Raw genomic sequence first — 13,889 nt, forward strand, 5'->3', positions numbered from 1 at the left:
ATGGTCAGATAAATCCGAAGGGGGTCAAAATTGGACGCCGATCACCCCGCTAATGGGGTCAATTTTGCACGCCGAAACACAAGCCGGACGACCGTCAAGCAGTCGCTTTCCCTGAAAAATGCAGAGAATGCGGCGATGGTTGATCGTGTGCGTCAAATGAGTATCGACCTCGGGAGGGACGCATTCATTCGCCAGGCACTATTGAGACGGCAGGGAGATGGCGACCGGCTCGGCGAGATACACTGTCCCACGCTCGTCATCGCAGCCGCCGAGGACCGGCTTCGGAGCCGTGACGAAGCCGAGGAGCTAGCAGCAGGGATGAAGAATGCCGAACTCGTCTTCATACCAAAGTCAGGGCATATGCTTCCAATCGAAGCGCCGCACGCTTTTATCGACGTGGTGGTGCCATGGCTTACCCTAAGGAGAGACCAACACGCTCGCCTGTGAATGTATTGCCTCGCCCCAATCTGCGCGGGATTTTGCACGCGGAAACACAGTTGTTAGGCTGGCTGAGACCATGCAATCATCTTGTGACGGCGATTCAGAGCTCTGTCGATCCGGAGTTTGATATCGGCGGCCGATGAAAGGCAGAAGGCCCGCGAGCACATGCCGACGGACCTTCCATAACCAATCTCTGCTGTTAACGATCCGATGTTTCCGCTGCCTGGATATTTGCCCCAATGGCTGCGACGTTGATGCCGTTATTCACGATCAGTAGCCTTTTGCGAACCAGAACGCCCATAACGCGGGCGGCGGTCGAAAAGGTCATTGAGTCGAGCGGACCCTCGCCCTCCCAAGGCTTGGTCAGCCGCTCGGTCACGGCTGAGACGATACTGTTGGGCACGATATCGGTGCATTCACGCATGGCTTCGAACACGACGCTGATAGGATAGATACGCCCTTCAAACGTTACGATCGGTTCGGTTACTTCGGTATCCCATTCCTCGAAGGCGTAGAGCGCCTCGCGGAAGAGCTGCTGCAGGGTAATGGGGGCATGACCCTCATGAAGGGGCGGCAAGGCATTCGACATGTCTGTCTCCTTTCAATTGGAAGTCCGGCACATATAAGAAAGTTGAAGGTCTCTCCTCCGAGACCCAAGCGATGATGCTTCAGTTTGGCGCGCCTTAATCGAGTGAGCGGCGCGGCAAACCACCTCGTGAGCGGCGTGACATGGGGCACACACGAATTGTGTCCGCCAGCCATCTAACTTGATCAAGTTTATAGATTAATCCCGACTTGAAAAGCCTCAATGACAATTTTCTGCGATTCCGTTTATATTTGAATGAGTTAACCCGCAGTGAAACAATATCGGATCCGTAAAAGGCCTGAGAATCTCCATTCAAGTCCGAAGGAAAGAGCCATGTGGAGCGATCATGAATACCACCATCAAGACGGGTAGGATCGTAGCCATCAAAAGAGCCGCCGGACGATTGGCCGAAGATGTGACGCGGATTTGCGACGCTGTTGTCGCCCTTGATCCGGGGAAGCACAATTGGCTTGCGCCGGGGAACCCTTGTTGATCGGATAAGCGATCAGGTTCCGTTCACGTTGCATTTTCTCGGATTTCGCACCTCTAAAAATTTTTGCAACAGTGCCTCTACTGAACCGGGTGATGGACAACAATGTCGCAACACACTCGATCCGTGATCGCTCAATGCCATCTTGGAGGAGCAAGCGGAGATGGCGAGGTTGTAGCCGGGGGCGTTTCCCCTCCACGCTGCGGTCACGCTACCTGACAAAAGCTTGTGCGCTCATGTCAATATAGCGAGTCCGCATGACGGCAATCAGTCGTTCATTCTCACCGTGGAGGGAAGCGCATTGCCGGAGCGGATGCTGGTCAAAAGTGACTCTGACGCGCTCCCCCGGCTCCAGGTTGCCGAGATAAACAACGTTGCGGGATCGAAGTACACGCAAATGGGAGGCGCCCGTCTCGAACACCGCCCGCTCGACCAATGCGCTAAAGCTAGGGAAATAGAGAAGCCCCACGGCGTTAAAGTCGTTCGATGGGCAGGGTAGGACCATGGAAGATTGTAGTGTCGCTGGCATCAGCCATTCCCGTTTGCCAGCTGAACACGCCACCTCGCTGGCATTACTTGCCATTCTCTGGACGAGAGCCGGCGCGTCGGATGGTACTACCAATACCCTAGGCGCGCGCCGCACAATAGAGCGATTACTCGATGGGGCCGCTCGCCCGACGAAGGTCGAGATCAGGATGACATGGCCAATCTGCCTGCCATCTACGTCAATGTGCTGCACCGACGCCAGTCGGCCATGCCCCACCCGGTAAAGATCAGCGGCAAGCGTCAACTCACCACCAAGCCGGGGACGCTCAGGAGAGGTGAAACACAAACGTGACGCCCAGAATGCGGCATAGAGAGGCTCTCCCGCAGCACAGGTGAACACCGCCTCCTGCTGCCCCATGGCGCGGGCAATGAGCCGCCAGTGCAGGTCGCCGGCGCGACGCAGCAACCATTGCTCTGAGAGGCCGAAGTAACCCATCTCCGCCATGCCAAGGATATGTCGCTCCTTGAGAGCAGGTCGAACGGAAGGCGTGGAAGCCGGCAGCATCATGCTGCGACCGCTCGCTTCTGGCGCGCCACGATCTGCTCGCTGAGGTAACGGCTGTCTTCATCAATCCCGAGGAAGCGCCCGGAGCCCCAGGTATTCAGCCAACCGAGTCCGATGAAGTATAACCCCGGTGCCTCGGTCACACCGCGACGGTATTTTGGCTTGCCACGTTCATCCAGGCAATCGACCTCCAACCAGGAATAGTCGGGACGAAAGCCGATCGCCCAGATGATCGAGGTGATGCCGGCGGCGACCAGATCAACTTCCGTGACTTCCCGTTCAGGCCGCCAGACTTTCTCGAACGGCGGTTCTTCGGGCGCCTGTATTGCCTGTGCGGCAATCCAGGCGTCGATCTGCGTGCGAATACCGAGATAGCTCCGGTCCGCATCATCCAGGTTCTTTTCCAGATCCGGCAGAAAGGTCATTTTCGTCCCGGCGCCACCATCCACGGAACCGTATAACCGGACGCCTTCGAGCGCATATTTCCGCAGGTCGATTTCCTTGCCGCCATCACGCCCGGACATGTAATGGTTGGTCTGCGTCAGTGCCTTGAGGGTATCAGGATGGCGATCGATGGTGACCGCATAGGTGCCCGCGTCATAGAGCCAATCGGTTGCATCGCGCCCGCGATATTTGCGCGGACTGCGCGGTGCAGGGCCGACGGCAAGATGGACAGACCGGCCTTCCAAATGGAAATCATCCATGATCTGCACGCCGGATTGGCCTGTGCCCACGATCAGCGTCGCGCCTTCAGGCAGCTGTGACGGGCGGCGATAATCGCGCGAATGCATCTGTACGATCGTGGGATCAAGATCCGTGGCACAGGATGGCACGATGGGGTTGTCGTAACCGCCCGTGGCGATGACGACCTGATCGGCGATCCAATGTCCAGCAGTCGTTTCGATCAAGTATCCACCCCCTTCACGCGACACGACACGGGTCACGTCCACGCCTTCCTTCAATGGTGGATTAAAGCTTTCTGCAAAGCCGTCGAGGTAGTCGACGATCTCATCCTTCAACATGAAGCCGCCAGGATCCTCTCCACGATAGGTCCAGCCCGGCAGGCGGCACTGCCAATTGGGCGTGACCAGACAGAAGCTGTCCCAGCGATTGTTCCGCCAGCTCTCGAAACGGCGATGCCGTTCCAGCACCACATGTTCGATGCCTTCTCGCGTCAGATACCAGCTGACGGAAAGCCCGGCCTGTCCGCCACCGATGATCAGAACCGGAATGCGAGACGGAATGATCTCAATCATGGGAAGCCCTTTCATAACAGGGTGAGACAGGTGACATGCCCGTCGGATGGTTGGTTCTTTGCGACCTGCTCGATGAGGGCCAGTTGGTCCATGGCGGCAGAACAGGCGAAGCCGTATTTGGCGGCGACCCGGTCGGACGCCTCATTCAATCCGGCACGGGCGCGCTCCACGAAGTCGGCAAGGGGATAGGTCTCACCGGCGGCGAGATAGCGATGGATTGCAGTCGAAGGCGAGTAGCACTTCTCTTCTGCTCCGTCGGGCCAGCGGATCGTAAAACGGACCTCAGGCATGTGTAGCCTCCTTGGAGAGGGAGAGATAAGGCGAAGCGACATAGTCCCAGAAGATCGCGCGGTCCTCCTCCAGCACGAGACCGATCTCCGGCTTGGCATGGGCATTCCCGATGACGGCCGCGCAGATGTCACGCTCCGCGAATGCGGCGCACACTTCAGATGCTTTCTCCTTTCGAACCGACAGCAGGAAGCCGTAGCTCGGAAAGGTTCGCAACCACCGGACGATCTCTACGCCGGGGGGAAGTGGAAGGGCCGCAAGATCGATGTCGAAACCACAGCGTGAGCACTCGGCAAGCATTAGCGCCGTTCCGACGATGCCGCCTTGACTGATATCCTTGCCTGCATCGACCAAGCCACGTTCGGCCATTAAAGGCAGGAGTTCATAATCTCCGCGCAGACGGTCATGCGGCGCCTCTAGGGCAGCGCACCAGTTGTCGAAGTGCTGCCTGTATTCTCCACGATGATCGATGGCGGCGATCAGCGCGTCGCCTGGTTGGGCAGCAAAGCTGGAAATCAACTGACTCGCCCGACCCGTGACGGAGACCGCAAGATTGAGGTCAGTGCTTCGCAGATTGGTATGGCCACCTACGATCGGCACGCCATATGCCTCGGCTGCATCCCGCAATCCTTTCAGCAAGGCGGCGGCAGAATCTGCATCCGGCGCCCATATGGCGTCCAAAAGCGCGGTTGCGCGCCCTCCCATCGCGGCAACGTCCGACAGGTTGACCATCACGCCGCACCAACCTGCGAACCAGGGATCATCCTGCACGAATTGGGGCATGAAGCCCTCTCCCGCGAAGAGGTCCCAGCCGCCTTCAGGCCGCGCAATCGCCGCCGCATCATCGCCCGGCTGACCGGTCGCAGACGCGGTCAAGACAAGCGCACGCGTCGACGCCGCGATATCCAGCTTGCCGCGGATTGAAGGATGGGCTGCCAGTTGAGCGGCGATATCGTGGAGATTCATTACTCCCTCCGTGCTCTGGCAGACCAGCCGGTAGCCGGATTGCCGATGGCCGGATAATAAGAGAGTGCCGCCTGCATGCGCATATGCGGCACGCCGTGAAGGTCGACCTGCCCAAGCGCCTCCCAGTGAAGCCGCCGGAAGAGCGGAACATTCTGCATCTGAACATGCGCGTTGAACTCATGGCAGCCGACGCCATTCGCCGTGCTGACGGCCAGACGGATCAGTTCGGCGCCGAGCCGACCAACCCTTCGATAATCGGGAGCAACGGCAAGCCGCGAGCCCCACCAGATGCCTGAGGATGACTGGTGAATGCGCACCGTGCCCACGACATCGGAAGGTTCCGCCGCCACAGTGGCAATCGCCACCAGCGGAAGCGCGATCTCATCGACGGCATCGCGGTCGTGTTCGGCAAAGATCTTCTGCTCCTCGACGAAAACCTGATGGCGCAGGCGCAGAGCGCCCGCCACTTCCCAGGCTTCGGTTGCTGCGCGAATGATGAATTCGGGACTGATGAAGGCGGATTGATCCATATGGCTCATGCCGGAACCCTCAGCTTCTCATAGGTCGAGAGGGCGGAACAGGCGCCGCACTTGCCGCATCCGGCCTTGATATCCGACGCCTTGAGGCCGCCGTCGATCACGATGCGAGAGAGCGGCTCGAGAATATCAGCCATGAACTCGGACGTGGGGGCCGGATGGCTTTCGAGCGGCGTTCCCGAAATTGGCACGAAGGGCACGACAAAGGGATAGACACCCATGGCGACCAGCCGTTCCGACATGTCGAGGATCGCTTCGCGCGTGTCGCCGAGACCAGCGAGGATGTATGTCGAGACCTGACCTCGCCCGAACACCCTCACCGCTGCGTCGAAACTGGAGAAATATTTTTCCAGCGGCACGCTGGCCTTGCCGGGCATGATGCGTTCGCGCACCGCAGGCGTGACTGCTTCCAGATGCATGCCGAGCGCATCGGCGCCTGCATCCTTCATGCGCTGGTGCCAGAGATCATCTTCCGGCGGTTCGCACTGAACCTGGATCGGCAGGTCGACAACAGCTTTCACGGCCCGTGCGCTCTCGGAAAGAATTGCAGCCCCGCGATCGTTACCCGGCGGCGTACCCGTGGTCATGACCATATGCTTGACGCCATCCAGCTCGACAGCTGCCTTGGCGACTTCGGCCAATTGCTCCGGCGTCTTGTGCGCGACGGTGCGACCGGCCGCGAGGCTCTGTCCGATCGAACAGAACTGACAGGTTTTCCTGCGGCTCTCGTAGCGAATACAGGTTTGCAGGACCGTGGTGGCAAGCACATCTCGCGAATGCAACACCGCGATCTTGTTGTAGGCAATACCGTCTGCGGTCACGAGGTCATAGAACTTGGGACGATTGGGAAAACGAATGCGAGCGACCTCAGCACCGTCCCGCGTGATGCGCGCCTGGCCATCGGCCCCGGGCGCTTCAACCAGATAGGGGCTATCGAAGGCGGGCGCGGTATGGACGGGCACCATGACCGTCGTATCGCCAAAGCTAACCGCCTTATGATCGGAAGGACCTGCGCCGCCGCGTCGGCTTTCGTGGCCCGCGCGCGGATCGACAAGACGCATGCCTTTCGTTTGGAGATCGTTGATGAGTACGGGATCAGTCGCGGGCTGCAGATCAAGCATCTTGAACCTCCGGAAAACTGGCAATGTTGAGATCGTCATTGGGTGCGCGATCGTCGCCGATCTGCTCCAGGGCCCGGGCATAACGCGCATCATGGACGAGATGCAGCAGTTCAGGCCGTGCGTAGTGACCGACCGAATCCATCATCCGCTTGCGTTTGGTGATAAGACGCATGTCGAGGTCACCGATCAAAATGCCTTCGCCCGATGTCAGCGGCGGTACGACATGACGTCCCTCTGGCGTGACGATGCAGGTCATGCAGCCATCCCGCAGCCCTTTCTGCAAAGCAGGGTCAGGGTGGATCGAATGGATCTGTTCTTCGCTGAGCCAACCGGTCGCATTAACGACGAAGCAGCCGGATTCCAGCGCGTGATGCCGCATGGTCACTTCGATCTGTTCACCAAAGATCGGGCCGACGAGAGACCCCGGGAAATGCGATGCGTGAATCTCCTCATGCTGTGCCATAAGGGCATAGCGCGCCAAGGGATTGTAATGCTCCCAGCAGGCAAGCGCACCGACACGTCCGACCGCAGTATCGACAACCTTCAGACCGGCCCCATCGCCCTGCCCCCAGATCATCCGTTCATGATAGGTGGGGGTGATCTTGCGGCGCTTGAGTTTGAGACTGCCGTCGGCATCGAATATCAGCTGGGTATTGTAGAGTGATCCCCGATCCCTTTCGTTGACGCCTAGCACGATCACAATATTGCGCTTGCGCGCCGCTTCTGCCACGGCTCTGGTCTCGGCGGAGGGAACCGTAACGGCTTCCTCGTACAGCCGCAGATGCTCCGGTCCCTGCTGCACCGGCGGCAGGACAAAACTGAAATAGGGGTACCAGGGAACAAAGGTCTCTGGAAAGACAATAAGTTCAGCGCCTTTTTCGGCCGCTTCTGCAATCGCATTCAGGACTCGCTCGACTGTCCCGGCGCGCGATGTGAGATCAGGCGCGATCTGGACGGCGGCAGCACGGACTGTTCGGGACATGGCAAGCTCCTTCGCAACGGTGAGGGTGCGGGATGCCCGAGCTGTCACAGAGCCCGGGCATCCCGGCGGGAATCAGACCGTCCAGGTATCGATGATCAGCGCGTTGGCCTTCTTGTGCAGCAGAATGCAATCGAGCACGTCCTGCGGCAGGATGGGAATGATGCCCGGGATCAGCGATGGCTCACCGTGGCCGTAAAGCGCCTGCAGCGCGAAGCGACAGGCATAGACCTTGCCGCCTTCCTTCATGAAGCGCTCGAGGTTCTTGTTAAAATTCAGGTGCCCCGGAAACGCTTCGTCGCCAAGTTTGGGAAAGCCTCGCTGAATGCCAAGCGTTACGCCAGGGCCGTACAGCAGGATCGAGGTTTCATAGCCTTTACGCTGCAGGCGAATGGCGTTGAGAATGTTGACAAGGCCGATAGAGCCCTCGAAGGCGACAGTATGAAATGTCACCAGGGCTTTCTCGCCCGGATCGGCCTTCACATCCTCGAAGACCTTGGATTCATAATCAACGAAGAAGTCGCCATCCTTATGAGCTTCATGCGTGACTTGAGGCATTTCTGTCGCTCCTGTTGTAGTGGGGATGACTGAGCCTACGACAAAAATTGTATGAATCAATATTAAGTGCAATATCCATACAATATTAGTATGTTTATTGAGTAACGACCCTCAAATTGCATTTTTTATCTGCACGATGCCCTTTGAAAAGGCATTGATGCGATATTTTTACGCAACAAAATCCTCTCAGTTTCCAGGTTGCGTGGTTTGAAATCAATGCATACAATTAGCAACAATTAATGAAAGACAGGATTCGAGACGGCATGATGAAATGGCTTCCGGTTCTCAAGCCCGATGGCAAACCGCGTTACCTCCAAATTGCAGACGCGATCGAAACAGCGATCAAGACAGGCGAAATTAACATGGGGGAGCGATTGCCGCCCCAGAGGAAGCTTGCGGAGAAGTTGGGCATCGATTTCACGACGGTCAGCCGCGCCTATTCAGAGGCAAATGCACGCAGACTGGTCGAGAGCCATGTCGGACGCGGAACCTTTGTCAGTACACCTGCCTATGCGCGTCATGAAGTCGACCCGCGGCGGACACGCGACGAAGATCTTTCGATGAACATGCCACCGGAACCGCAAGACCCCGATTTGATCGCGCGTATGCAGGAGGGCTTGAGAACTGTCGCGGCCAATCTCGTCTCGCTTCTTCGCTATCAGTCCACCACGGGCGGAGCGCAGGACAAGGCGGCAGCATCCTCCTGGCTTTCGAAACGCGGCATGGTGCCTAGCCTGGAACGCATTGCCATCACGCCGGGCGCCCATGCAACCATGACGGCGCTGCTGTCGACCATGACCCGACCGGGAGATGTAATCTTATGTGAGGGCGTGACCTATCCTGGACTGCGCGCCATCGCAGCAAGGATGAGCCTTCAGCTGGTTGGCCTTCCCATGGATGATTCCGGTATACTGCCGGGGGCTCTCGATGCAGCTATCCATCTGCATCAGCCCAAAGCGCTCTATCTGAACCCAACCGTCCAGAACCCGACAACGCTCACTATCCCCCAGGCGCGCCGAATGGAGATCGCTGAGGTTCTGATACGCCACAGGCTCCCTTTGATCGAAGATGATGCCTACGGGTTCATCCCGGCGATCGCTCCCGCACCGTTCGCGACCCTTGCGCCGGATCTGACCTGGCACATCGGCGGTCTTGCCAAATGCCTTGGTGCCGGCCTTCGCCTTGCCTATACCGTTGCCCCCAATGCGCGCGCCGCTTATACGCTGGCGCAGGCCTTGCGCGCCAGTGCAGTGATGCCGTCGCCGATCTGCATGGCGCTTGCGACCCGCTGGATCGAAGATGGAACCGCAGACGCAATTCGACGCTTCATCCGGACGGAGAGTGCCGCTCGCCAAATCATAGCGACGGAGACATTGGCGGGTTACAGTTTTAAAGGTGAGCCGGAAGCCTTCAACATATGGCTCAAGTTGCCGGTGGGCGCGAGCAGAGCGGAATTGATGGGACGCATGACAGGCCGCCATGTCGGGCTGATGCCATCAGATGCCTTTACTGTGCTTGGCGCCCCCGACGAACATGTTCGCGTATGCCTGGGAGGCGTTATAAATAGGGAAGAGTTGCGGGCCGGCCTTCTCTTTATTGCAAACTCGTTGTCCGACGCAGGCTGGATGGGGTGAGGCGCGAACTTCTAGCAGCCATGTGGCGCATTGCAGATCCCAGAATAGAAAAGAAAAACAATGGGGAGGACGGTGGAAGACTATGCCTTTCGCCTTGATCGCGGAGAAATAAGCATCCGTCGGCTGTCGCAACGCGGGAACCATCGCGACATTGAAAGGTTGGGCATCCCATACTTCAAAGATTTGGATGGTTCCCCAATGCCCAGCGAAAAGACATTATCCGACCTGTTCCTTGACACGCTCAAGGACATCTATTTTGCCGAAAAGCAGATCCTGAAGGCTCTTCCGAAGTTAGCGCGCGCGGCGCAGTCAGAAGAGGGAAAGGCGGCCTTCCTCCAGCATCGCGAAGAAACCCATGGCCAGATCGAACGCCTTGAGCAGATCTTCGAACTGCTCGGCAAGCCAGCCCGTGGAAAGACCTGCGAAGCCATTCAGGGCATCCTCGCTGAAGGAGAGGAGATCTTGGAAGAATACAAAGGCACAGCCGCTCTCGATGCCGGCCTTATCTCTTCTGCGCAGGCTGTCGAGCACTATGAAATTGCCCGTTACGGCACCCTCAAGTCCTGGGCAAAGCAGCTCGGCTTGAAAGAAGCCATACCGTTGCTGGATGCCAATCTCCAGGAAGAGATTGCCACAGACCAGAAGCTGACGGCTCTGGGCGAGGCGTTAGCAAATACCGAGGGCATGAAGAAAGCCAGCTAAGCCGGCTCCAAGCTCTGCGAGACCGCCTCTTGAGGCGGTCTTCTGCTTTTCACAACTTCCTCCCCCATCAGAACAAGTGCTCCAGGAGATTTTCATGGCCAAGACATCAACCCGTGGGCCGGCTGGGTCTAAAACTACGACCAGCAAAATTCATGACCAAACAATGCAGCGCGGCGAGGGCGGCGAACTGCATCAGATCGCCGATGGCGACGTACCCCTGCTGACGACAGCGCAGGGCGGTCCTGTTTCCGACGACCAGAATTCTCTGCGCGTGGGGCCGCGTGGTCCGCTTGTTATGGATGACTTCCATTTCCGCGAGAAGATTTTTCATTTCGACCACGAGCGCATTCCCGAGCGTGTGGTTCATGCCCGCGGCTATGGCGCGCATGGCTATTTCGAAACCTATGAATCGCTCGCCGCCTACACCAAGGCCGATCTCTTCCAGCGTCCCGGCGAAAGGACGGAAGCCTTCGTTCGCTTCTCGACGGTTGCCGGCAACAAGGGCTCCGCCGACCTCGCCCGCGATGTCCGCGGCTTCGCCGTCAAGCTCTACACTCAGGAGGGCAACTGGGACCTTGTCGGCAATAACATCCCTGTCTTCTTCATCCAGGATGCTATCAAGTTCCCGGACCTGATCCACGCTGCCAAGCAGGAACCCGATCGCGCGTTCCCGCAGGCACAGACCGCTCATGACACTTTCTGGGATTTCATCAGCCTAACGCCGGAAAGCATGAACATGGTGATGTGGATCATGTCGGACCGGACCATTCCGCGCTCCTTCCGCTTCATGGAAGGTTTTGGGGTGCATACCTTCCGCTTCGTCAACGCCAAGGACGAATCCACCTTCGTCAAATTTCACTGGAAGCCGAAGCTGGGTCTCCAGTCGGTCGCCTGGAACGAGGCCGTCAAGATCAACGGCGCCGATCCCGATTTCCATCGTCGTGATCTCTGGCAATCCATCCAGTCCGGCAATTTTCCGGAATGGGAATTGCAGGTTCAGCTATTCGATCAGGAGTTTGCCGATAGCTTCGACTTCGACGTGCTCGACCCGACGAAGATCATTCCCGAGGAAATCCTACCGCCTGTCGCAATCGGCAGGCTGGTGCTCGACCGCATGCCCGACAACTTCTTTGCGGAGACCGAACAAGTTGCCTTCATGACCCAGAACGTGCCGCCGGGCATTGATTTCAGCAATGATCCGCTGCTGCAGGGCCGTAATTTCTCGTATCTCGATACACAACTGAAACGTCTAGGCGGACCGAACTTCACCCATCTGCCGATCAATGCGCCGAAATGTCCCTTTGCGACCTTCCAGCAGGATGGCCACATGGCGATGCGCAATCCGGTGGGCAGGGCGAACTACCAGCCGAACTCCTTCGGTGAAGGGCCTCGGGAATCGCCGACGCGTGGTTATAGTCATTTCCCGGCGGAAGAGCAGGGGACCAAGGCGCGTCTCCGCCCTGAAAGCTTCGCCGACCACTACAGCCAGGCGCGACAGTTTTACATCAGCCAGACACCGCCGGAGCAACGGCATATCGCGGCTGCCCTGACCTTCGAGCTCAGCAAGGTAGAAACGGCCGTGATCCGCGAGCGCATGGTCTCCCATCTCCTGAACATCGATGAGACGCTGGCCAATACCGTGGCCCAGAAGCTCGGCTTCCAGTCGATGCCGAAAGCGGCGGATGCCGCGATGCCGACGCGCCAGGATCTGGAGCCATCGCCCTCGCTCAGCATCGTGGAACGCGGCCCGAAACGCTTCGAAGGCCGCAAGCTCGGTATCCTGATCACCGACGGAGTCGATGCGAAGCTGCTGAAAAATCTGACAGCGGCGATAACCAAGGAGAAAGCCGTCTTCGAGCTGATCGCACCAAAGGTCGGGGGCGTCAAGGCGGCGGATGGATCATGGATCGGGGTACAGCACATGATCGACGGCGGGCCATCAGTTCTCTTCGATGCCATCGCGCTCCTGACATCGGCCGAGGCAATGGATGATCTCGTCAAGGAAGCGACCGCACGTGATTTCGTGGCGGATGCGTTCCAGCATTGCAAGTTCATTGGTTACGACCAGTCGGCCATGCCTCTTCTTGAAAAGGCGGGCGTTGCGGAGGCTCTTGACGAGGGAATTATCCCCTTGCCCGGTGACGAAGGTATGGATGGGTTTGTATCATCCCTTGGCAAACTGCGGGTCTGGGGAAGGGAGCCTTCCGTGAAGCTCGGCAAGGCTTCCGTGCCGAAGTAATGGGTTCGGCCCCGGCGTTTGGGGGCGGACCATCGTCTATGCTCGCGAGTGAGCCTTCAGGCCATCGCTCGCGAGCAAGCGCGCCAGTGTTTCGGTGATCGCTGGACCGGATGCCACGCCATTCAAAGGGCTTGGTATCTGGACATCGATGCGTAAGAGATCAATGTCATCCGGTGCTTCAAGGTTGAGGATCGCCCTTTCCGCGTCATCAGCGTCCAGCGCTTCATAACCCGTCGACAGCCTTGGCTTACGCTGTGTGGCATGAGGCTGCTTGTCTCGCCGGAAGACTGGTGCACCAAATCACTCACCGGCGCGTGGATCAAGGGCATCCTGATGATGGTGATCGGGGCCTTTGTGATAGGGCTCATCAACAACCTCTTACGTCCTCTGCTGGTGGGACAGGGTGCCAGGCTGCCGGATTATGTCGTGCTGATTTCGACCGGCAGGGGAATTGGACTCTTCAGCCTCAGTAATTCATTATTGGCCCCCTGATCGTTGTCCTATTCACCTCTGCCGGGTTTCTGTTCACACTGCAACAGCAGGAACCGATATCGGCATCGGTCCGTCCGAGGAGAGAGAATAGAGGCAGTTGACGGCAGGGAAGAGTTTCTAGCTGGCATTGCCGATCGGCCCGTATGCCGCATGTATCAACGGCATGAAGCTATCATTCTGCGGCTGCTTTTCGATTAACGGCGGCCACAAGCGGACGGTCTCCTATCGGCCATATCGGCCATTACCGAGCGGCGCATGTTGCCAAAATTACAACAATTAACGTCACGCAGTCACCGAGCGAACGGGTCATCGGTGCGTATCCTTTCGAGACACCTATAATCACCGTATGTGCCTGCAGTTGCGTGGTTCTCTCTTTTTTCTGTGACATCGACCGACATCGAAACGAAATTCCCTTCCGTCCATCTAACATCGGTTGTTCCCTAGCCGGATCGTTGGCCTCCGGCCTTCCCGGTAACGCTCAAGTACGTCCGTCACTTGCTCGTGCTTCTTAACAACGGACGGCACGTGAATAGCGATTGAATAGACACCG

Annotated in this window: 14 protein-coding genes; 5 read left to right on the plus strand and 9 right to left on the minus strand. The window is 58.0% G+C overall.

What is annotated here, in order from left to right:
- Positions 1 to 30: 30 nt before the first annotated feature.
- Positions 31 to 447 (plus strand): alpha/beta fold hydrolase, encoded by a 417-nt coding sequence (locus BJF91_RS23960; protein ID WP_139310844.1) that lies wholly within the window; start codon positions 31 to 33, stop codon positions 445 to 447.
- Positions 448 to 640: 193 nt separating this feature from the next.
- On the opposite strand, the gene BJF91_RS23965 is transcribed toward BJF91_RS23960, so the two are convergent.
- From BJF91_RS23965 to BJF91_RS24005, 9 genes are all read right to left on the minus strand, one after another.
- Positions 641 to 1,030 carry a BRA0787 family protein gene (locus tag BJF91_RS23965; protein ID WP_075617071.1) on the minus strand — a complete coding sequence of 130 codons (390 nt, stop codon included), beginning with the start codon at positions 1,028 to 1,030 and terminating at the stop codon, positions 641 to 643.
- 698 nt (positions 1,031 to 1,728) lie between these two features.
- Entirely contained in the window at positions 1,729 to 2,571 is an 843-nt protein-coding gene (locus tag BJF91_RS23970; protein ID WP_324615731.1) for a Pnap_2097 family protein, read from the minus strand.
- Positions 2,568 to 3,824 carry an MSMEG_0569 family flavin-dependent oxidoreductase gene (locus BJF91_RS23975; RefSeq protein ID WP_075617072.1) on the minus strand — a complete coding sequence of 419 codons (1,257 nt, stop codon included), beginning with the start codon at positions 3,822 to 3,824 and terminating at the stop codon, positions 2,568 to 2,570. Before BJF91_RS23975 ends, BJF91_RS23970 begins: the two co-directional genes overlap by 4 nt.
- Before the next feature lie 11 nt (positions 3,825 to 3,835).
- Complete coding sequence (locus BJF91_RS23980) at positions 3,836 to 4,114, minus strand: MSMEG_0570 family nitrogen starvation response protein (protein WP_075617073.1); 279 nt, start codon at positions 4,112 to 4,114, stop codon at positions 3,836 to 3,838.
- Positions 4,107 to 5,078 carry a sll0787 family AIR synthase-like protein gene (locus BJF91_RS23985; RefSeq protein WP_075617074.1) on the minus strand — a complete coding sequence of 324 codons (972 nt, stop codon included), beginning with the start codon at positions 5,076 to 5,078 and terminating at the stop codon, positions 4,107 to 4,109. The genes BJF91_RS23980 and BJF91_RS23985 overlap by 8 nt, the downstream gene beginning before the upstream one ends.
- Positions 5,078 to 5,617: an MSMEG_0567/Sll0786 family nitrogen starvation N-acetyltransferase gene (locus BJF91_RS23990; RefSeq protein WP_075617075.1), complete on the minus strand. Its 540-nt coding sequence runs from the start codon at positions 5,615 to 5,617 to the stop codon at positions 5,078 to 5,080. The genes BJF91_RS23985 and BJF91_RS23990 overlap by 1 nt, the downstream gene beginning before the upstream one ends.
- Complete coding sequence (locus tag BJF91_RS23995) at positions 5,614 to 6,735, minus strand: MSMEG_0568 family radical SAM protein (protein WP_075617076.1); 1,122 nt, start codon at positions 6,733 to 6,735, stop codon at positions 5,614 to 5,616. Before BJF91_RS23995 ends, BJF91_RS23990 begins: the two co-directional genes overlap by 4 nt.
- Positions 6,728 to 7,717 (minus strand): Nit6803 family nitrilase, encoded by a 990-nt coding sequence (locus tag BJF91_RS24000; RefSeq protein ID WP_075617077.1) that lies wholly within the window; start codon positions 7,715 to 7,717, stop codon positions 6,728 to 6,730. The genes BJF91_RS23995 and BJF91_RS24000 overlap by 8 nt, the downstream gene beginning before the upstream one ends.
- 72 nt (positions 7,718 to 7,789) lie before the next feature.
- A complete protein-coding gene (locus BJF91_RS24005; RefSeq protein ID WP_075617078.1) occupies positions 7,790 to 8,272 on the minus strand; it encodes an MSMEG_0572/Sll0783 family nitrogen starvation response protein in 483 nt (160 codons plus the stop codon).
- A 263-nt stretch (positions 8,273 to 8,535) separates the two neighbouring features.
- Between BJF91_RS24005 and BJF91_RS24010 the strand changes: the two genes are divergently transcribed.
- The 4 genes from BJF91_RS24010 (at position 8,536) to BJF91_RS24025 (ending at position 13,339) form a co-directional block, all read left to right on the plus strand.
- The gene (locus BJF91_RS24010; protein WP_075617079.1) at positions 8,536 to 9,906 is read left to right on the plus strand and encodes an aminotransferase-like domain-containing protein; all 1,371 of its coding nucleotides are present in this window, start codon (positions 8,536 to 8,538) and stop codon (positions 9,904 to 9,906) included.
- A gap of 198 nt (positions 9,907 to 10,104) precedes the next feature.
- Complete coding sequence (locus tag BJF91_RS24015) at positions 10,105 to 10,608, plus strand: YciE/YciF ferroxidase family protein (protein WP_075617163.1); 504 nt, start codon at positions 10,105 to 10,107, stop codon at positions 10,606 to 10,608.
- 94 nt (positions 10,609 to 10,702) lie between these two features.
- Positions 10,703 to 12,847: a catalase gene (gene katE, locus BJF91_RS24020; protein WP_075617080.1), complete on the plus strand. Its 2,145-nt coding sequence runs from the start codon at positions 10,703 to 10,705 to the stop codon at positions 12,845 to 12,847.
- Positions 12,848 to 13,108: 261 nt separating this feature from the next.
- Entirely contained in the window at positions 13,109 to 13,339 is a 231-nt protein-coding gene (locus BJF91_RS24025) for a hypothetical protein (protein WP_075617081.1), read from the plus strand.
- Positions 13,340 to 13,889: the final 550 nt, after the last annotated feature.

Origin of the sequence: Gillisella taibaishanensis, assembly GCF_001938985.1 — a bacterium.
Taxonomy (GTDB): domain Bacteria; phylum Pseudomonadota; class Alphaproteobacteria; order Rhizobiales; family Rhizobiaceae; genus Allorhizobium; species Allorhizobium taibaishanense.